Origin of the sequence: Cnuibacter sp. UC19_7 (assembly GCF_042699995.1) — a bacterium.
Classification (GTDB): Bacteria; Actinomycetota; Actinomycetes; order Actinomycetales; family Microbacteriaceae; genus Cnuibacter.
On the sequence record NZ_CP170560.1, the window covers coordinates 2,371,966 to 2,391,370 of the forward strand.

General features: G+C 70.0%; 17 protein-coding genes and 1 pseudogene. 13 read left to right on the forward strand and 5 right to left on the reverse strand.

Going from position 1 to position 19,405, the window contains the following annotated elements:
- The 3 genes from ACFJGV_RS11300 (at position 1) to ACFJGV_RS11310 (ending at position 2,973) form a co-directional block, all read left to right on the forward strand.
- On the forward strand, positions 1 to 1,959 hold the full coding sequence (locus ACFJGV_RS11300; protein WP_378148703.1) for a copper-translocating P-type ATPase: 1,959 nt from the start codon (positions 1 to 3) through the stop codon (positions 1,957 to 1,959).
- On the forward strand, positions 1,956 to 2,252 hold the full coding sequence (locus ACFJGV_RS11305; RefSeq protein WP_085021076.1) for a metal-sensitive transcriptional regulator: 297 nt from the start codon (positions 1,956 to 1,958) through the stop codon (positions 2,250 to 2,252). The genes ACFJGV_RS11300 and ACFJGV_RS11305 overlap by 4 nt, the downstream gene beginning before the upstream one ends.
- A gap of 127 nt (positions 2,253 to 2,379) precedes the next feature.
- Positions 2,380 to 2,973, forward strand: a complete 594-nt coding sequence (locus ACFJGV_RS11310) for a nitroreductase family protein (protein WP_378144034.1) — start codon at positions 2,380 to 2,382, stop codon at positions 2,971 to 2,973.
- A gap of 116 nt (positions 2,974 to 3,089) precedes the next feature.
- Here the strand turns inward: ACFJGV_RS11310 and ACFJGV_RS11315 are convergent, their stop codons facing one another.
- Complete coding sequence (locus ACFJGV_RS11315) at positions 3,090 to 5,261, reverse strand: ATP-dependent Clp protease ATP-binding subunit (RefSeq protein ID WP_378144036.1); 2,172 nt, start codon at positions 5,259 to 5,261, stop codon at positions 3,090 to 3,092.
- A gap of 218 nt (positions 5,262 to 5,479) precedes the next feature.
- Here ACFJGV_RS11315 and mptB point away from each other — a divergent pair, with 218 nt between their 5' ends.
- Positions 5,480 to 6,955, forward strand: a complete 1,476-nt coding sequence (gene mptB, locus ACFJGV_RS11320) for a polyprenol phosphomannose-dependent alpha 1,6 mannosyltransferase MptB (protein ID WP_378144037.1) — start codon at positions 5,480 to 5,482, stop codon at positions 6,953 to 6,955.
- 89 nt (positions 6,956 to 7,044) lie between these two features.
- On the opposite strand, the gene ACFJGV_RS11325 is transcribed toward mptB, so the two are convergent.
- Positions 7,045 to 8,190 carry a class I SAM-dependent methyltransferase gene (locus ACFJGV_RS11325; RefSeq protein ID WP_378144038.1) on the reverse strand — a complete coding sequence of 382 codons (1,146 nt, stop codon included), beginning with the start codon at positions 8,188 to 8,190 and terminating at the stop codon, positions 7,045 to 7,047.
- A gap of 132 nt (positions 8,191 to 8,322) precedes the next feature.
- On the opposite strand from ACFJGV_RS11325, the gene ACFJGV_RS11330 reads away from it, so the two are divergent.
- Positions 8,323 to 8,553, forward strand: coding sequence for a hypothetical protein (locus tag ACFJGV_RS11330; RefSeq protein WP_378144039.1), 231 nt, complete (start codon positions 8,323 to 8,325; stop codon positions 8,551 to 8,553).
- A 79-nt stretch (positions 8,554 to 8,632) separates the two neighbouring features.
- Here ACFJGV_RS11330 and ACFJGV_RS11335 read toward each other — a convergent pair whose 3' ends face one another.
- Positions 8,633 to 10,294, reverse strand: coding sequence for an ABC transporter ATP-binding protein (locus ACFJGV_RS11335; protein ID WP_378144040.1), 1,662 nt, complete (start codon positions 10,292 to 10,294; stop codon positions 8,633 to 8,635).
- A gap of 181 nt (positions 10,295 to 10,475) precedes the next feature.
- On the opposite strand from ACFJGV_RS11335, the gene ACFJGV_RS11340 reads away from it, so the two are divergent.
- The 8 genes and pseudogenes from ACFJGV_RS11340 (at position 10,476) to ACFJGV_RS11375 (ending at position 18,404) form a co-directional block, all read left to right on the forward strand.
- Positions 10,476 to 11,684 carry a dipeptidase gene (locus tag ACFJGV_RS11340; RefSeq protein WP_378144041.1) on the forward strand — a complete coding sequence of 403 codons (1,209 nt, stop codon included), beginning with the start codon at positions 10,476 to 10,478 and terminating at the stop codon, positions 11,682 to 11,684.
- Positions 11,685 to 11,713: 29 nt separating this feature from the next.
- A complete protein-coding gene (locus ACFJGV_RS11345) occupies positions 11,714 to 13,303 on the forward strand; it encodes an ABC transporter substrate-binding protein (protein ID WP_378144042.1) in 1,590 nt (529 codons plus the stop codon).
- Positions 13,304 to 13,366: 63 nt separating this feature from the next.
- Positions 13,367 to 14,329: an ABC transporter permease gene (locus ACFJGV_RS11350; RefSeq protein ID WP_378144043.1), complete on the forward strand. Its 963-nt coding sequence runs from the start codon at positions 13,367 to 13,369 to the stop codon at positions 14,327 to 14,329.
- Positions 14,326 to 15,228 carry an ABC transporter permease gene (locus tag ACFJGV_RS11355; protein WP_378144044.1) on the forward strand — a complete coding sequence of 301 codons (903 nt, stop codon included), beginning with the start codon at positions 14,326 to 14,328 and terminating at the stop codon, positions 15,226 to 15,228. The genes ACFJGV_RS11350 and ACFJGV_RS11355 overlap by 4 nt, the downstream gene beginning before the upstream one ends.
- A pseudogene (locus ACFJGV_RS11360) lies at positions 15,218 to 15,973 on the forward strand (M24 family metallopeptidase); the annotation flags it as partial. The gene ACFJGV_RS11355 and the pseudogene ACFJGV_RS11360, both read left to right, overlap by 11 nt.
- Before the next feature lie 97 nt (positions 15,974 to 16,070).
- Entirely contained in the window at positions 16,071 to 16,415 is a 345-nt protein-coding gene (locus ACFJGV_RS11365) for a M24 family metallopeptidase (RefSeq protein ID WP_378148705.1), read from the forward strand.
- 64 nt (positions 16,416 to 16,479) lie between these two features.
- The gene (locus ACFJGV_RS11370; RefSeq protein ID WP_378144045.1) at positions 16,480 to 17,382 is read left to right on the forward strand and encodes an alpha/beta fold hydrolase; all 903 of its coding nucleotides are present in this window, start codon (positions 16,480 to 16,482) and stop codon (positions 17,380 to 17,382) included.
- On the forward strand, positions 17,379 to 18,404 hold the full coding sequence (locus tag ACFJGV_RS11375) for an Lrp/AsnC family transcriptional regulator (protein ID WP_378144046.1): 1,026 nt from the start codon (positions 17,379 to 17,381) through the stop codon (positions 18,402 to 18,404). The genes ACFJGV_RS11370 and ACFJGV_RS11375 overlap by 4 nt, the downstream gene beginning before the upstream one ends.
- A gap of 32 nt (positions 18,405 to 18,436) precedes the next feature.
- Here the strand turns inward: ACFJGV_RS11375 and ACFJGV_RS11380 are convergent, their stop codons facing one another.
- Together ACFJGV_RS11380 and ACFJGV_RS11385 are read right to left on the reverse strand one after the other, a co-directional pair.
- The gene (locus ACFJGV_RS11380) at positions 18,437 to 18,976 is read right to left on the reverse strand and encodes a hypothetical protein (protein WP_378144047.1); all 540 of its coding nucleotides are present in this window, start codon (positions 18,974 to 18,976) and stop codon (positions 18,437 to 18,439) included.
- Positions 18,967 to 19,365 (reverse strand): hypothetical protein, encoded by a 399-nt coding sequence (locus ACFJGV_RS11385; RefSeq protein WP_378144048.1) that lies wholly within the window; start codon positions 19,363 to 19,365, stop codon positions 18,967 to 18,969. Before ACFJGV_RS11385 ends, ACFJGV_RS11380 begins: the two co-directional genes overlap by 10 nt.
- Positions 19,366 to 19,405: the final 40 nt, after the last annotated feature.

Below are 19,405 nucleotides of genomic sequence, written 5' to 3' on the forward strand. Positions count from 1 at the left end.
ATGTTCCGGCGCCTGTTCTGGGTGATGCTCGTGTTCGCGGTGCCGACGGTCGCGTTCAGCGGCATGTTCGCGATGATCCTCGGCTACCCGCTTCCCGACAGCGGCCCCGTCACGTGGATCTCGCCCGTGCTCGGCACCGTCATGTTCGTGATCGGCGGCCGGCCGTTCCTCACGGGCGCGGTCGACGAGATCCGGGCGAAGCAGCCGGGCATGATGCTGCTCATCGGACTCGCCATCACGGTCGCGTTCGTCGCCTCCTGGCTCGCCACGCTCGGCGTGGTCGCGCACGACCTCGACTTCTGGTGGGAGCTCGCGCTCCTCATCGTGATCATGCTCCTCGGGCACTGGATCGAGATGCGCTCCCTCGCCCAGGCCGGCTCGGCGCTCGACTCGCTCGCGGCGCTCCTGCCCGACGAGGCCGAGCGGGTCAGCGCCGCCGATCCCGCCGCCACCGAGACCGTCTCCCCCGCCGACCTCGGCGTCGGCGACGTCGTGATCGTGCGCCCGGGCGGTCGCGTGCCGGCCGACGGCGAGGTCGTCGAGGGCGCCGCCGACGTCGACGAGTCGATGATCACCGGCGAGTCGACCCCCGCCGCCCGCACGGTGGGCGACCGCGTGGTCGCCGGGACGGTGTCGACCGACTCGGCCCTCCGCATCCGCGTCACCGCCACAGGCGACGACACCGCGCTCGCCGGGATCCAGCGGCTGGTGAGCGCCGCGCAGGCGACGAGCTCCCGCGCGCAGCGACTCGCCGACCGCGCCGCCGGCTGGCTGTTCTGGTATGCGCTCGGCGCCGGCATCCTCACCGCGATCGTGTGGAGCGCCCTCGGCCGGCCCGAAGACGCGCTCATCAACACGATCACCGTGCTGGTGATCGCCTGCCCGCACGCCCTCGGCCTGGCGATCCCGCTCGTGGTGTCGATCTCCACCGAACGCGCGGCCCGCGCCGGCGTGCTGGTCACCGACCGGCTCGCCCTCGAGACCATGCGCACGGTCGACACCGTGCTCTTCGACAAGACCGGCACGCTCACGAAGGGCGAGCCCGCGCTGGTCGGCGTCGCCGCGGTCGCGGGCGGCGACGAGGATGCGGTGCTCGCCCTGGCCGCGTCGGCCGAGACCGACAGCGAGCATCCGCTGGCCATGGCGATCGTCGCCGCCGCGAGCGCCCGCGGCCTCGACGTCGCCCGGGCGAGCGGATTCCGCTCCACGGTGGGCACCGGCGTCACCGCCACGGTCGACGGACGCACGATCAGCGTCGGAGGGCCGGCACTGCTCGCGGAGAGGGGCGCGCCTCCGCTGCCGGATGCCGAGGGCTGGGCGAGCCACGGCCGCACCGTGCTGCACGTGCTCGACGGCGACGAGGTGGTCGGCGCGCTCGCGCTCGCCGACCAGGTGCGGCCCGAGTCGCGCGCCGCGGTCGCGGCCCTCGCGAAGCGCGGCGTCGAGGTGGTGATGGTCACCGGCGACGCGCAGACGGTGGCGGATGCGGTGGCCGCCGACCTCGGGATCGCCCGCGTGTTCGCCGGGGTGCGGCCCGAGGACAAGGCGTCGACCGTTCGTGCGCTGCAGGCCGAGGGGAAGAAGGTGGCGATGGTCGGCGACGGCGTCAACGACGCCCCCGCCCTCGCGCAGGCCGACGTCGGACTCGCGATCGGCGCCGGCACCGACGTCGCGATCGCGTCGGCCGGGGTTGTCCTGGCGAGCTCCGACCCGCGGTCCGTCGTGTCGGTGATCGACCTGTCGACCGCGAGCTACCGCAAGATGCAGCAGAACCTGTGGTGGGCCGCGGGGTACAACCTCGTCTCCGTCCCGCTCGCCGCCGGAGTGCTCGCCCCGATCGGCTTCGTGATGCCGATGGCGGTGGGCGCACTGCTCATGAGCGCGTCGACGGTGATCGTGGCCCTCAACGCCCAGCTGCTGCGACGCATCGACCTCAGCCCTGAGAGGATCTCCGCATGAGCGACCACGCGCACCACGGCTACATCGCCGACAAGGACGCCTACCTCAAGCGGCTGAAGCGCATCGAGGGCCAGGCACGCGGCCTGCAGAACATGGTGGACGACGAGAAGTACTGCATCGACATCCTCACCCAGATCTCGGCGATGACGAGCGCCCTGGAGTCGGTCGCCCTGGGACTGCTCAACGACCACCTGGCGCACTGCGTGATGGAGGCGGTCGAGGAGGGCGGCGACACCGCCCGCGAGAAGATCGCCGAGGCCTCCGCCGCCATCGCCCGCCTCGTCCGCAGCTGAAGTCCCTTCTGCCTCGCGCGGAATAGTCGAGCGCGGTCGAGGCGTTTGCATGGAGTGACGCTCGACGGTGCGCGCCCATCCGACCGCAGAGACCCTGCCCCGCAGCACAAGGAAGAGAAGCAGCGACATGAGCATCGACACCACGTTCGACCGCGCCGCCGAGACGAGCGCACCCATCCTCGACACCCTCGCCGAGCGCTGGAGCCCGCGCTCCTTCGTCTCGAACGAGACCATCGACGAGCAGAAGCTCACCGCCGCGCTCGAGGCGGCCCGCTGGTCGCCGTCGGCCGCCAACTCGCAGCCGTGGCGCTTCCTCGTCGCGCGCCGCGGCTCGGCCGCCTTCGACCGGATCGCCGGCACCCTCATGGGCTTCAACAGCGTCTGGGCCGGGTCGGCGGGCGCGCTCGTCGTCGCCCTCTACGAGACCGTCGACGCCGAGGGCAAGCCCCGCGCCTGGGCCCAGTACGACCTCGGACAGGCGATGGCGCACTTCAGCGTGCAGGCGCACGCCGACGGTCTCCACGTGCACACCATGGGCGGCTTCCAGGCGGATGCGCTGGCCGAGGCCTTCGACCTGCCCGCCACCCTGCGCCCCCTGACCGTCACCGCGGTCGGTACGCTCGCCCCTGCAGAGGAGCTCGGCGACGAGACCCTCATCGCCCGCGAGAGCGCTCCGCGCACGCGCCTCCCCCTCGACGAGGTCGTGCTCGTCTCGGAGTGACCCGGGGCGCCGACGTGCTGCGACCGCACCGGCCGTCAGCTGAGCACCGGATACGCGAAAGCCCCGCCATATGAGCGGGGCTTTCGCGTATCCGGTGTCGAGGTGACGGGCAGCGCCTACTCGATGAGGTCGGCGACCACCATCGGTGACACGGTGAGGCCGTCGCCGTCCTGCGCGACGTCGACGAGCACGGACTCTCCGTCCCTCACCTCGCCCGAGAGGAGCGCGGTCGCGAGCCGGTCGTCGATCTCGTGCTGCATGAGCCGCCGCAGCGGACGTGCCCCGTAGATCGGGTCGTACCCGCGCTCGGCGAGCCAGCTGCGCGCATCCGGCGTGACCGCCAGCTGCAGCCGGCGCTGCGACAGTCGCCGCACCAGCCGGTCGATGTAGAGCGAGACGATCTGCGCCAGGTCCTCCCGCGAGAGCGCGTCGAAGATGACGATGTCGTCGAGGCGGTTGACGAACTCGGGCTTGAACGCCTGCCGCACCATCGTCTGCACCCCCTCCTCGCGCTGCTGGCGCGTGAGGGTGGGGTCGACGAGGAACTGGGACCCCAGGTTCGAGGTGAGGATCAGGATCGTGTTGCGGAAGTCGACCGTGCGGCCCTGCCCGTCGGTGAGGCGCCCGTCGTCGAGCACCTGGAGCAGCACGTCGAACACCTCGGGGTGCGCCTTCTCGACCTCGTCGAGCAGGATCACCGAGTACGGACGCCGACGCACGGCCTCGGTCAGCTGGCCTCCCTGCTCGTAGCCGATGTACCCGGGAGGGGCTCCGAGCAGCCGGGACACGGAGTGCTTCTCGCCGTACTCCGACATGTCGATGCGGATGAGGGCCTTCTCGTCGTCGAACAGGAACTCGGCGAGCGCCTTGGCGAGCTCGGTCTTCCCGACGCCGGTGGGGCCGAGGAAGAGGAACGAGCCCGTGGGGCGCCCCTCGTCGGCGATGCCCGCGCGGGACCGGCGGATGGCATCGGCCACCGACCGCACCGCGGCCTTCTGGCCGATCAGCCGCTTGCCGAGCTCGGCCTCGAGGTGCAGCAGCTTCTCGGTCTCGCCCTGGGTGAGGCGGTCGACGGGGATGCCCGTCCACGCCGCGATCACGGCGGCGATGTCGTCGCTCGTGACCTGGTCGTTGACCATCCGCTCGCCCTGGTCGACCTCGGTCTCGTTCGCCTCGGCCTCGCGCAGCTCACGCTCGAGCACGGGGATCTCGCCGTAGAGCAGGCGCGACGCCTGCTCCAGGTTGCCCTCGCGCTGGGCGCGCTCGGCCCGCATGCGGGCGGAGTCGAGCTTCTCCTTCAGCTCGCCCACGCGGTTGAGGGCGGCGCGCTCGCGATCCCATCGCGCCTGGAGCTCGGCCAGCTCGTGCTCGCGCACGCGCAGGGTCTCGCGGAGAGTCTCGAGGCGCTCCTTCGAGGCGTCGTCCTTCTCCTTCTTGAGCGCCAGCTCCTCGAGCTTCAGGCGGTCGACGCTGCGGCGCAGCTCGTCGATCTCGACGGGCGCCGAGTCGATCTCCATGCGCAGCCGCGACGCGGCCTCGTCGATCAGGTCGATCGCCTTGTCGGGCAGCTGCCGGCCCGGGATGTACCGGTTCGACAGCGCGGCCGCGGCGACCAGTGCCGAGTCGGCGATCGAGACCTTGTGGTGCGCCTCGTAGCGCTCCTTGAGCCCGCGCAGGATCGCGACGGTGTCCTCGACGCTCGGCTCACCCACGAACACCTGCTGGAAGCGGCGCTCCATCGCCGCATCCTTCTCGATGAACTCGCGGTACTCGTCGAGCGTGGTCGCGCCGATCAGCCGGAGCTCGCCGCGGGCGAGCATCGGCTTCAGCATGTTGGATGCAGCCACAGACCCCTCGCCGCCGCCCGCGCCCATGAGGGTGTGGAGCTCGTCGATGAAGGTGATGATCCGGCCATCCGACTCGTTGATCTCGGCGAGCACGGCCTTCAGCCGCTCCTCGAACTCGCCGCGGTACTTCGCCCCGGCCACGAGCGCCGACAGGTCGAGCGAGACGATCTGCTTGCCCTTCAGCGACTCGGCGACGTCGCCCGCGACGATCCGCTGGGCGAGCCCCTCCACGACGGCGGTCTTGCCCACGCCGGGCTCGCCGATGAGCACGGGGTTGTTCTTCGTGCGCCGCGTGAGCACCTGGCTCACACGGCGGATCTCGGCGTCGCGCCCGATGACCGGATCGAGCTTGCCGCTCGCCGCGATCTCCGTCAGATTGACGCCGTACTGCTCGAGGGCGCTCTTCTGCTCGTCGCCCTGAGCGCTTCCCGGCATTGCCATGTCTGTTCAGTCCTCCTCCGCTGTGCGGAACACACCTCTCGGGCGCGACCTGATCCGGTCGACCGAAAGAAACTTGAGTTTGTTGGACTCAAGTTTAGCTGAGTGCAGGCGGGGCCGCCAGTGCGAATCGTTATATTCCTGACCGGCATCTCTTCAGTTCCGCATGATAGGCAGGTATGGTGCATCTCCTTCCTCCTCGATGGCGCCTGCCGTTAGGAGTGATCGGATCGATCGGCATCGCCGCCGGCTCGCTCGGCGTGGGCTGGCTCGGCCCTGCATCCGTACTTCACTCCTGGCCGCTGGTCGACACCATCCGCAACGCGCGGATGGCGGAAGTGCTGTGCGCTCTCGCCGTCGTCGTCGGCGCCCTCCTCCTTCTCGCCGCGTGGATCTCGCTGGGTCTGTCGCTGCTCCGCCGCCGCGGTGAGCCCGCCCCGGATGCCTCGGGCGCCACCAAGCGGGTCGTCACCGCCGCGATCGCCTGGACCGTACCGCTGATCGTCGCGCTCCCGCTGTTCTCGCGCGACATGTACGCCTATGTCGGCCAGGGCCGGCTCATGGTGGCCGGCAGCAACCCCTACCTCACCGGCGTCGCCGACATCCCGGGTTGGTACGGCATCGGCGTCGACCCGCTGTGGGCCGACACCTCCACCCCGTACGGACCGCTCTTCCTCTGGTTCGAGAAGATGATCGTGACGGCGACGTCCGGCTTCCCGACCGAGATCGCCGTCCTGCTGTTCCGTCTTCTCGCCGTGGCGGGCCTGGCGATGATGGCCTACTACGCCTGGCGCATCGCACGACTGCGCGGCTACAACGAGGCCGCTGTGCTGTGGTTCATCGCCGCCAGCCCCCTCGTGCTGATGAACTTCGTCGCCGCGGGCCACAACGACTCGCTCATGCTCGGGTTCATCGTCGCCGGCGTCTACTACGCGATGCGGAAGAGGCCGATCCTGGGCACCCTCCTCATCGCCGCCGCCATCGGCGTGAAGCCGATCGCCCTCATCGCGCTGCCCATCATCGGGCTCATCTGGGCCGGGCAGCAGGCATCGTGGGGCGTGGTCATCCGGCGTTGGATCGCGGTCGCCGCGATCGGCATGGGCAGCCTGCTCGTGCTGGGCTGGGTGCTCGGCGTCGGCGCGGGCTGGATCATCGGCCTCGCCACCCCGACTGCCGTGTCGAACTGGTACGCCCCGGCGAACATCATCGGGCTCACTCTCGGCGGCTTCGCGCCGCTCGTGCACATCGACGGCGGCATCACCCAGTCGGTCGTCAAGCTGCTGTTCATGGCGGCGGGCGCAGGCTTCGCCACCTGGCTGCTGATCAAGCGCCGTCACCTCGATCCGCTGCTGCTGCTGTTCGGCTGCTTCGCGGCGATCGTGCTCACCTCGGCGACCATCCACCCCTGGTACGGCATCTGGCTGATGACGCTGCTGGTGCTCACCGGCATCCGCCGCGCCTGGGCGGTGCGGACGATCGTCTACCCGACGGTGTTCTTCATGGTCATCGGGCTCGCCGAGCCGTTCAACCTCATCATGCGGCTCGAGAACGACCCGCTGCTCACCGTGCTCCCGCGTGCGGTCGCGTTCCTCGGCGTGGTCGGCATCATGATCCACGCCGAGCTCGTCGCCCGCCGCCAGTACGCGTTCGATCGCCCGGTCCGCTTCCCCGCGCCCGTCCGCACCCAGTACATCTGACGCCTCGCCTCGTCCGCGTCGGGGTTTGTCCCGGTTTCCGTCGCCTTCCGCCCGTTTCGCGACGGAGAGGTGGACAAAGCCGGGGGCGCTCAGCGGCGGACGGACTCCGTGAGCGTGAACTTCGGGGTGCGGGCGAGCTGCTCGGTGGGGCCGACGATCCGCTCGAGCTCGCGGCGGTAGCCGAGACCCGAGTTCCACACGGCGACCAGGCGTCCCCCCGGGGCGAGGATGCGCGCGGCCGCGGCGAACAGCTTGCTCGCGATCGCGGTGTGCACGGTACCGCCCACGTGGAAGGGCGGGTTGAGCAGCACCACGTCGGCCGAGGCGTCGGGCAGTGAGTCGCCCGCATCCGCGCGCAGCACCTCGACGCGTGGACCTGCGTCGTTCGCGGCGACGGTGAGCTGGGCGGAGGCGATGGCCGCGGCCGACTGATCCGTCGCGATCACCTGCGCCTGCGGGAGCGCACGGGAGGCCGCCACCGCGAGCAGACCCGTACCGCATCCCAGGTCGACCACGGTCGCCTCCGAGCGCATGCCGCCGACGACCTCGGGCAGCCGTTCGAGCAGCACGCGCGTCCCGATGTCGAGCCGCGCCCCGGCGAAGACACCGCCGACGGCGCAGTTCCAGAGGCCGAACCCCTCGATGCGGGCGCGTTGATGTCCCGGCTCCGCCACGTCTCGACGGGGTCCGGATGCGCGCAGCACGCGCGCCTTCTGCCTCGCCAGCGACGCCTCGACCGTCTCGAACGCCCGGTCGAGCACGTCGTTCATCGAGTGGCTCATGTGCTTGACGCGGGCTCCAGCGACGACGCGGACGCCGTCGTCCGCATGGCGGGCGATGAGCCGAGCGATGTCGTCGAGCGCCTCGAGACTGCGAGGCAGCTTGAGCAGCACGACGTCGGCGCCCTCGACCACCTCCGGCGTGAGCGACGGGCAGGACCGGAACCGCGCAGGATCGACCCCGGTCCGTTCGGCGTTCGCCGCGAGCGCCCGCTCGCCGGAGAGAGCGTCCTGATGCACGCGGACAGGCTCAGCGTCGGGTCCCTGGGCGGCCCCGGCACCCAGCGTGAGCGCGCCGTAGTCGTCGCCGATCACACTGACGCGGTGACCCGCCTCCAGCAGTCCCGCCTCCGCCGCCTCGTCGAGGATGAGGCGGTCCGCCGCATCGACCGCCACGAGCTCGGGAGCCTCGACATCGGGCCACCGACGCAGCGCGTCCCACTCGAGCGTCGTCATCCCCTCACGCTACGGGATGTGGGCGGCACGGCCCCGACGCACGCGGGCGGGAGTCTCCGAATCAGGTGGACAGTCCGGCCACGCGCGGTGGGCGACGGTATGGTCGGGGCCACACGAACGAGGAGGAGATCGATGGCAGACACCACCACCTGGATCGTCGTCGCCGCCGTGGTCGTGGCGGTGGTCGCAATCGTGCTCGGCTCGATCGTCGTGAGCAGACGACGCCACAGGCTCGACCAGAGCGTCTCGCGTGACGGCGAGAACGACGCGGTCCGCCCGCCCGCGGGTGAGGGGCTGCCCGTGGCCGAGGAGGCGCTGGGCGACAGGAGCGAGATCTTCCACCGCGCCCGACGCGGCTTCTGAGACACCTCGAGCCGAAGGCCGAAGGCCGAGGCCGGAAGGCCGGGTACGGCCCCCATCCGCCGGGCCCGCCCGGCCGGGCTCAGGCCGCGCGCGCCCCCGTGAGGCGCCCTCGCTCGGCGCGTGTGAGGGGCGGGATCGACGCGAGCAGCGAGCGCGTGTACTCCGCCTGCGGGCGGTCGAAGATCTCCTCCACCGGCCCGGTCTCGACCTCCTTGCCGTGGTACATCACGAGCACGCGGTGCGCCAGGTTCCGCACGACGGAGAGGTCGTGCGAGATGAAGAGGATGCTCAGTCCGAGCCTGTCCTGGAGGTCGACGAGCAGGTCGACCACCTGGGCCTGGATCGTCACGTCGAGCGCCGAGACGGGCTCGTCGCAGACGAGGACGTCGGGGTCGCGCATGAGCGACCGGGCGATGCCGATGCGCTGCCGCTGGCCGCCGGAGAACTGGTGCGGGAAGCGGTTCATCATGTCGGGCGTGAGGCCCACCAGCTCGAGCAGCTCGGCGACGCGGTCGCGGCGGGAGGCCGGCGTGCCGACCCGCGCGACGGTCTGCGGTTCGGCGATGACGTCGCGCACCCGCATCCGCGGATCGAGCGAGGTGTACGGATCCTGGAACACCATCTGCACCCCCGCCTGCGCGCCCGGCCGACGGCCGCGGGTGCGACGCGTGACGTCGCGCCCCCGGTAGAGCACGGTGCCCTCGTCGACGCTCTCGAGCCCGACGATCATCCGCGCGAGCGTCGACTTGCCGCTGCCCGACTCCCCCACGATGCCGAGCGTCTCGCCGCGGCGGAGCACGAGGTCGACCGAGTCGACGGCGCGCACCTCGCGGCGGGTGAGGGCGCCGCCGGTGCGGAACGTCCTCGAGAGTCCGGTGACCGACAGCATGAGCTGCTCGCGCTCGGGCTCCGCCACGGCGAGCTCGCGCGCGGGCTCGGGCCGGGGTGCCGAGCCCAACAGGGTGCGTGTGTACGCATCCTGCGGATGCGCGAAGACGCTGTCCGCGTCGCCGCGCTCGACCACCACCCCGTGGTGCATGACGACGAGGCGGTCGGCGACCTCGGTGACCACCCCGATGTCGTGGGTGATGAGCAGCACTCCCATGTCGAGACGCCCGCGCAGATCGTGGAGCAGCCTCAGGATCTGCGCCTGGACGGTGACATCGAGCGCCGTGGTCGGCTCGTCGGCGATGAGCAGGTCGGGTTCGAGCGCGATCGACATGGCGATGAGGATGCGCTGACGCATGCCTCCCGAGAACTGGTGGGGGTAGTCGTCGACGCGGGTCGCCGGATCGACGATGCCGACGAGGTCGAGGAGCTCGACGGCGCGGGCGCGCGCCTGCTTGCGGTTCATGCCCCGGTGCACCCGGAAGATCTCGCCGATCTGGTCGCCGATCTTCAGCACCGGGTTGAGCGACGACAGCGCATCCTGCAGCACCATGCTCATCCGGTCGCCTCGCAGTCGTCGGCGCTGGTCGGCGGTGAGGTCGAGGAGCGAGACGTCGCCCAGCCGCAGCTCGGCGGCGCTCACCACCGCCGACTCGTCCTCCACACCCATGATCGCCCGGGCGGTGACCGTCTTGCCGGAGCCCGACTCCCCCAGAAGCGCCACGAGCTCACCCGGCCTGACGTCGAGGTCGACGCCGCGCACGGCGCTCGTGATCCCGGTCGAGTTCCGGAAGCCGATGTCGAGCCCACGGACCGTGAGGACCGGGGGTCGTGTCTCGTCGAGGTTCTGCACGGCACCATTCTGCACCGAATTCTCCGCCGAAATGTTTCAGGTTCATAAACTCTGTGCCGAATCATCCCATTTTAGTTGACCCAGAAGCCGGAATAGTGGATCGTCTCCTGTCAACGGCGCCCGACTCCGCCTCCGGGACGGTGACCTGGGCCCGCCGAGGAACGACGAATGGAGATGCAACGTGCTCGAACCAGCTGAGCGCTACACCGGATACACGGCCTACGACTACCTCGAGAAGGGCGTCGACTACCGCGAGTTCGCCTACGCGAAGCAGATCGGCCGTGTGCCCGAGTACCAGGGGCTCGCCCTCAGCGACGACCAGGCCGCCCGCGCCGCCCGCCTGCTCGAGAACGAGACGGTGATCTCGCTGCACGAGCACGTCCAGGTCTTCCCCGAGGACATGGGCCAGCTCCGCGACCACATCCGCCAGGGCCGCGAACCCACGGGCTACGAGGGCCTGTCGCGCTCCGGGCTCACCGCCGTCTTCGACAACGGGATGGACGGCACCTGCTGCATCTCGAGCGATGCCGGCTGGAAGTACCAGGACGTGCTCTTCGACCTCGGCGTGCGCATGGCCGACCTCGCCCACCAGGACTACGTCATCAAGGGCGAGACGCTGAAGGACATCCAGTACGCGAAGGAGACCGGCCGCGTGGCCCACATCTTCGCGCTCGAGGCGGCCACCCCGATCGAGAACGAGGTCGACCGGCTCGACGTGCTCTACGGCTTCGGCGTGCGCCAGATGGGCATCGCCTACTCTGAGGCGAACTACCTCGGCAGCGGCCTCAAGGAGCGCGGAGACGGTGGACTCACCTACTTCGGCGAGCGTGCGGTCGCCCGCATGAACAAGCTCGGCATCGCCATCGACATCTCGCACTCGGGCGACCGAACCTGCGTCGACGTCATCAAGGCCTCGACCAAGCCCGTCTTCATCACGCACGCCGGTGCGCGCGGCCTCTGGCCCACGAACCGCATGAAGACCGATGAGACCATCGTGGAGTGCGCGAAGCGAGGTGGGGTGATCGGCATCGAGGCCGCTCCCCACACCACCCTCTCGCCCGAGCACCCGAGGCACTCGCTGGAGTCGGTCATGGACCACTTCACGTACTGCGTCGACCTCGTCGGCATCGAGCACGTGAGCTTCGGACCGGACACGCTGTACGGCGACCACGTGGGCCTGCACCACGCCTTCGCGAACCAGCTCTCGATCGGCCAGGCCCACGGCCACGTCGACTACGAGGAGGTTGAGTACGTGGACGGGGTCGAGAACCCCACCGAGGCCATGGCGAACATCATCGGCTGGCTGGTCAAGCACGACTACTCCGACGACGAGATCCGCGCCGTCGTCGGCGGGAACACCCTGCGGGTACTCGAGGAGGTCTGGGTCTGATGCGTCACAGAGGATTTGCGTTCGGGGCGGTGGCGGCTGCGGCCGTGCTCGCCCTCAGCGCCTGCGCTCCGCAGGCGCCCGAGGAGGCCGCCGGCGGCACTCCCACGGCCGGCGACGACACACTGACGATCGCCACCACCACCGACGTCGTCAACTACAACCCGCTCATCGGCAACAGCCGGAGCGACTACTGGATGACGAACCTGATGTACCCGCATCTGCTCTCGATCGGAGACGACGGGTCGAAGTCGGCGGAGCTCGCCACCGAGTGGGGCTACGTCGACGACACCACCGGGTACTACGAGATCCGCGACGACATGACATGGAGCGACGGCACCCCTGTCACCGCGAACGACGTCGCCTTCACGATGAACGCCGTCAAGCGCGACGCGCCCTCGGGCACGTTCTACGGTCAGATGACGAACTTCGAGTCGGCGACCGCCGTCTCCGACACGCGGGTCGAGATCACCCTCACCCAGCCCGACTCGTCGATCGTCGAGGAGATCGGCTTCTGGGGCAACGTGGTGCCCCAGCACGTGTTCGAGCCGGCCGGATCCGTCGCCGAGTTCCCGAACGACGGATCGAACGGCGGCTGGGTCAGCGCCGGACCGTTCGTCATGGACAGCGTGCAGGTCGGGCAGTCGTACACGCTCGAGCGGACCGAGGACTACCCGCTCGTCGAGGGCGGCACGCCGCTGCCCGCGAAGATCGTCTACCGCGTCTTCCCCGACGTGAACACCGAGATCCTCGCCCTGCAGAGCGGTGAGGTCGACGTGATCGCGAACTCGCTCCCGCCGGCGCAGGTCAAGCAGCTCCAGGGCACCGACGGCATCGAGGTCCAGGAGGTCACGGGCCTCGGCTACTCGCACATGACGTACAACATGACGAACCCCGACCTGGCCAAGGTGGAGGTCCGTCAGGCCCTCGCTCATGCGGCCGACTACGAGGCCATCCGCAACGTCGTGCTCCAGGGCCAGGCGGTGTCGACGGGATCCAGCCCGCTGATGCCCGTGCTGTCGAAGTACTACGACGACTCGATCACCGAGTACGAGTTCGACACCGACAAGTCGCGTGAGCTGATGGAGAAGGCCGGCTACACCGCCGACGCCAACGGGATGTTCCCGGTGTCGTTCCGCCTGATCTACTCGCTCCAGGACCCGGTGACCAGCCAGTGGGCCCAGCTCGTGAAGGACAGCTCGGCCAAGGCCGGCATCTCCATCGAGCTGCAGGGCACGGAGCGCAACACGTACCTGGCGATGACCAACCAGGGCGACTTCGACATCTACGCCGGCAACTTCGCCATCATGGACGACCCGGTGACGAACTTCGCCCTGTCGTACCTGCCGGACGGAGCGATCAACTACACCTACGTCGACGACCCCGAGCTCAACGCGCTCATCGCGAAGGCCGCACAGACCTTCGACGAGGACGAGAAGATCTCGATCATGCGGGACGCGGCGAAGATCGTGCACGAGAACGTCTACGACAACATCATGTACACGCAGAACCTCTACGTCGCCCACAGCTCGGACTGGTCCGGATTCATCTCCAAGCCGAGCGAGCTGCTCTCGATCGTGAACCCCATCTCGGTCGCGAGCGCGTACAAGGTGTCCGACTAGCACCTGGTTCTCCGACCGGTCGACGCCCCGTCGACTCCCACCCACCAAGGAAGGGCCGCCCGAGTGTCCATCGCCCTGTTCGTCCTCCGACGCTTCGGCAGAGGACTGATCACGATCTGGTTCGCCGTGACCGTGACGTTCCTCCTGCTGCGGCTGCTGCCCGGAGATCCCGCGCTCGCCGTCGCGAGCACGAACATGACAGAGGACACCCGGGCGGCCCTGCTCACCCAGTACGGCCTCGACCAGCCGCTCATCGTGCAGTACGTGCTGTACCTCGGGCAGCTGGTCCAGGGCCACCTGGGCACCTCGTTCACGCAGTCCATCCCGGTGGCCGACGTGCTGCTGCAGCGGCTGCCGTGGACGCTGCTGCTCACCATCACCGCGCTCGTGCTGACGGTGATCATCGGCATCCCCCTCGGCGTGCTCGCCGCCTCGTACAAGAACCGCTTCCTCGACCGCCTGGTGCAGGTGCTCGGCGTCACCGGGCAGTCGCTGTTCGTGCCGAGCGTCGGCATCGTGCTGCTCCTCGTCTTCGGGCTCACGCTCGGCTGGTTCCCCATCGGCGGCGCCTACTCGACGGGCGTGTACGGGATGGAGTGGTACGGCTCGGTCGCGCAGCACCTGGTGCTGCCCGTGGTGTCGCTCACCCTCATCCAGCTCGGGTCGTACGTGCTCACCATGCGCGGCACCCTCATCGACGCGCTCGGCGAGGACTACATCACCCTGGCGAAGGTGAACGGGCTGCCGTACCGCCGCATCCTCTGGAAGCACGCCCTCCGCAACGCGCTCCTCCCCGCGACCACCCTCATCGGCCTCCAGCTCGGGTTCGTGGTCGGCGGTGCAGTGCTCACCGAGACCGTCTTCGCCTACCCGGGCATCGGGCGCGGCATCTACGAGGCCGTCACCCAGCTCGACTTCCCCGTGCTGCAGGGCGCGTTCCTGCTCCTCGCGGTGACCGTCGTGATCGTGAACATGCTCACCGACATCGCCTACGGATTCCTCGACCCGAGAGTGAAGACCTCATGACCGCACCGCTGCCCGAATCGGAGCTCGTCGGCCCGACCGTGGAGCCGGCGGGGACCGACGGCCGACGCGCCAGCTCGGCGACGTGGCGCGCGCTCCGGCGGATGCCGCTCGGCATGGTGTCGCTCGGCATCCTGCTGGTCCTCATCCTGATCAGCATCCTCGCTCCGCTCCTCGCGCCCTACCCCGCGAGCTACGGCACCGACGTGCTCAGCCCACCGAACGCGACGAACTGGTTCGGCACGGATGCGCTGGGTCGCGACGTCTTCGCCGAGGTCATCTGGGGCACGCAGCAGTCGGTGCTCGTGGCGGTCGCCGCCTCGGCCATCGCCATCCTGTTCGGCACGCTGGTCGCGGTCGTCGGCGCCTATGTGCCGAAGCTCGACACCGTCATCAGCGTCTTCGTCGACCTGACGCTGTCGCTCCCCGTACTGCCGCTCATGATCCTGGTGGCCGCTCTCGCCGGCCCGTCGACGTCGACGCTGATCCTCGTGGTGGCCGCGTTCTCGTGGCCCGAGGTGACACGACTCGTGCGGTCGCAGGCGCTCACCGTCGTGAAGCTGCCGTACATCGACGCCGCCCGCCTCATGACGCGCAACCACCTGTGGATCCTCGGCCGTCACGTCGTGCCCGCCGTCACCCCGGTCATCGTCGTCTCGGTGGTCGTCACCGCCTCCCGGGCCGTGCTCTCGGCCGCGGGCCTGTCGTTCCTCGGACTCGGCGACCCGACCACCTGGTCGTGGGGCCGCATCCTCTACGAGGCGCAGCAGTCGGGCGCCATGGTGAGCGCCTGGTGGCTGACCCTGTTCCCGTCCCTCGCGATCCTCGCGCTCGTGCTCTCCGCGACGCTGCTGTCGATCGCCTACAACGACGCGAGGAACCCCCGCAATCATGAGCGCTGATACCGACACCGCCTTCTCGCAGAGGCTCGCTCCCGAGGTCTACGACCGCATCCAGCACCGCATCGTGCCGCGTCTCGAGCAGGAGGGGCTGTCGGCCATCGTCACCGACGACCCCGAGGACGTGTCGTACCTGAGCGGCTTCTTCCACCACCCGGGCGAGCGCCCCGTGGCGGTCCTGCTCGACGCCACGGGGCGTGCGGTGCTGCTCGTTCCCGAGCTCGAGCGCCAGCACGCCGAGGAGCAGCGCTCCCGGGCCGAGATCGTGACCTTCGCCGAGTATCCGGGGCTCGAGAACCCGTTCGCTCCGCTGGCTCGGGCGGCCGTCGGCCTCCGCGGTCGCGTCGGCGTGACCACCCAGGTGACCCAGCATCGGCTCGCGATGCTGCAGGCCGCGTTCGCGGATGTCGAGTGGGTGCCGACCGAGCTCATCACCCGTGCTCGGTACCTCAAGCTCCCCGAGGAGGTCGAGCAGCACCGAGAGGCCGCCCGCATCACGGACGTCATGCTGCAGGCCGGGGTCGACCTCATCCGCGAGGCCATCGATGAGGGACGCCCGCTCCCCTCCGAGGCCGACCTCGCCGGGCACGTCGGGCGCACCGGCGTGGGGATCATGTACGGCGAGCACCGCGACGTCGTCGTCATCTCGTTCCTCGCCGGCGGACTCGTGTACGCCGGCGCCAACTCCGCCATCCCGCACGGCCTGCCCTCCGGCTACCGCCTGCGCGACGGCGACACCTTCATGCTGTCGCTCGGCGCGGCCGTGGGCGGGCGGTTCGTCGAGAGCGAGCGCACCTTCGTGCTCGGCTCCCCCCACCCCCGAGCAGCGTCGCTACCACGACACCATCCGCGACGCGCAGGCCGAGGGATCGCGCGCGATCGCGCCCGGCGTCCGCTGCGCCGACAGCAATGCGCGGTGCCTGGCCGTCATCCGCGACGCCGGTCTCGGACAGTACCTCCGGCACCGGCAGGGCCACGGCATCGGGCTCGGGATGCACGAGCCGCCGTGGCTCGAGGACGGCGACCCGACCCCGCTCGAGGCCGGGATGATCGTGTCGAACGAGCCCGGGATCTACATCCCCGGCCACGCCGGCTACCGGATCAGCGACAGCATGCTCGTCACCGCATCCGGCTCGGAGCCGCTCACCCACTTCCCGCGGTCGCTCGACGACTGCGTGATCCCGCTCTGACCTGCTCCTCAGCTTCACTGCTCTACTGCACCACCGTTCCACCGCTCCATCGGAAAGGACCACCATGGCCGACGTCTCCCCCGAGTTCGCTCGAGCGACGAGCACCGCGCAGCGAGTGCGCATCAACGACAACGAGCTCGCGGTCGAGGTGCTCGGCCCCGAGGGCGCGCCCGTCATCATCGCCCACCACGGGGCCCCGGGCCTCGGATCGCGCGCCGAGCCGCGGGCGAGCTTCGGCCGGCTCGCCGACGAGTACCGCGTGGTCGTGTTCGACGCCCGCGGCAGCGGCGAGAGCGAGGGATCGGGCGATCTCAGCCACGAGCAGTGGGCCGCCGACATCGACGGCCTGCGCGAGTGGATCGGCGCGGAGCGCATCGCGATGGTGGGCGGATCGTACGGCGGGTTCATGACCCTCGAGTACGCCACGCGCTACCCCGACCGCGTCGCCGCGATCGTGCTGCGCGACACCGCCGCCGACCACACCCACGGCGCGCTCGCCCGGGAGAACGCGCTCGCCAGCGATCGGGTCACGATCGACATGGAGAAGTTCGACCGCATCGACGAGGGCCGGGTGCGCGACGACGAGGATCTCAAGGACTGCTGGCGCGAGATCCTGCCCCTCTACGACTTCCACTACGACCCGGAGGCGACCGAGCGGAAGGTGGAGGCGACGCCGTACCGATACGAGGCGCACAACTACGCGTTCTCCGTCAACCTGAAGCACTACGACGTGAAGCCGCTCCTCCCGACGATCGATGTCCCTACACTGATCACCGTCGGACGGACCGACTGGATCACGCCGGTCTCATGCAGCGAGACGATCGCGGAGCTGATCCCCGGGTCACGGCTGGTGGTGTTCGAGCGCTCGGGCCACTCGCCCCAGATCGAGGAGGCGGAGGAATGGACGCACACGGTGAGGTCGTTCCTGCACGAGGTCTACCCGCCGTCGAGCCCTTCGGCCCGGTGAGACACCCGGCACTCGACAGGCTCACCGACCTCGACAAGCGGATCGTCGTCGCGCTCCAGCGTGACGGGCGGGCGAGCTGGCGCACCATCGCCGAGGTCGTGGGCGCTCCCGTCACCACGGTCGCCCGGCGCGGGCAACAGCTGATCAACGACGGCGTCATCCGCATCGCCGCCGTGCCCGCGCTCGGGGCGGAGGGGCCGTACGACTCGTTCTGGGTGCGGATCAACGCCACCCCGGGCAAGCACATCGCCGTCGCGGCCGCCCTCGCCGCGAATCCGGATGTGCGCTTCTGCACCCTCGTCACCGGCAGCTACGACGTGGTCGCCGAGCTCGTCGTGCGCGGCGGCGCCACCCGCTATCCGGAGCTGATCACCGACCTGCAGTCGATCGAGGGGGTCGCCCGCTGGCGCAGCGACCTCATCATGCACGTCTACAAGGTCAGCCTCGACTGGGGCCGCCAGCTGTACGGCGAGATGTTCGGCAACGGCGAGGAGGTGCACGACCTCACCTCGGCGTCGCTCGAGGACTGCGCCCCCGAGCACTTCGACACCGCCGACCGCGCCATCCTCGACGCCCTCCGCGTCGACGGACGCGAGACCTTCAGCGCGATCGCCGAACAGATCGGCCTGAACGAGTCGAGCGTCCGTCGACGGTTCGAGCGGATGCGCGCCGCGCGCTGCGTCGACGTGCTCGCCCTGGTGCCCTCCGCCGCGCTCGGCATGGGCGCCGAGACGCTGCTCACCGTCACGGTCGCACCCGACCGTCTCGAGCAGGTCGCGCAGGAGCTCGCCCGCTACCCGTTCGTGCGCTACCTCGCCGCCCTCCTCGACGAGAACGCCCTCCTCTGCGAGGTCATCACGCCGACCGTCGCCGACCTCTACTCCTTCACCCGCGAATCCCTCGCCCACCTCGACGGGGTCCGCGGCTGGTCGGCGAACATGGAGCTGCTCTACCTCAAGCGCGGCTTCGTCGAGACCCCCTGGTGGCCCGCGGAGGCCCCCGCCCCCGCGTCCGCCTCCTGAGTCCCCGCGGCGGGCGCGGGTCTTCGACGCCGTCAGCGCACCCAGCGCCAACCGATGGCGCCCGCGCCGACGGACAGGACGAGACCGGCGAGGCCCACGCCGACCGCCGACGGGCCCATCCTGGCGAGATTCTGCGGGAAACCCACCAGTCCGCCCGAGAACACGATCACGAGCGAGAGGATGATGGCCGGGGCGAAGAGGATCACCACCGCTCGGAGGACGGCCTCAGCGGTCTCGGCTCGCGGATCGGGCGCACCGGCGGCACCGAGTCGTCGGACGCTCAGGATGATCCCCAGCAATGCGAGACCAACGGTCACCGCGTCCGTGATGACCATCGCGGGAGAGAACAGGGCACCCAGCGCGTGCGTGATCTTCTGACGGATCATCGCGTCGTACTCTCCCGAGGACTTGTCGGGGTCGTCGGTCCAGATCACCATCAGCGCGAGGAAGAGCACTTGCGCGACCAGCCACGGCACGTACACGACCAGAGGCGCGACGAGGGGAAACGTGGTGGCACCGACGATCGTCCGCACCCGCCTCTGCCGCCGGATCTGCTCTGCGGTCACAGCCACGGGAACGGGGCCTTCACCTCTGACCACCGTCTTCCGCGAGCGACACCGACGCCTGTCAGCGGCAGCAGGACGACGGCGTCGACGAGGCCGCACACGATGAGGAACGGCGCGACCGGTGAGTGGTCGGACCCCGGATCGTCCAGCAGGACCGCGTAGAGAAGGCCGCCGAACACGAGCATCGAGCCGAAACCCCCACCCGTGATGGCGACCCAGCGTCGAGCCAGCCGTGCCGCCCCATCGTCGCCGGGTGATCCCCACGACGCTGCCCGCCACGCGATGCCGGCCACGCCGAGACCGTACAGCGCCATCGCGGCGAGGGCGAAGCACATGCCCGCCCCGGCGAGCGCGGTCGGAAGATCGAGGCAGATCTTCAGGAGCACGGTCGTCACCCATGCCAGGAGAGCGAGTATGAGCCCGGCCAGCCACCCG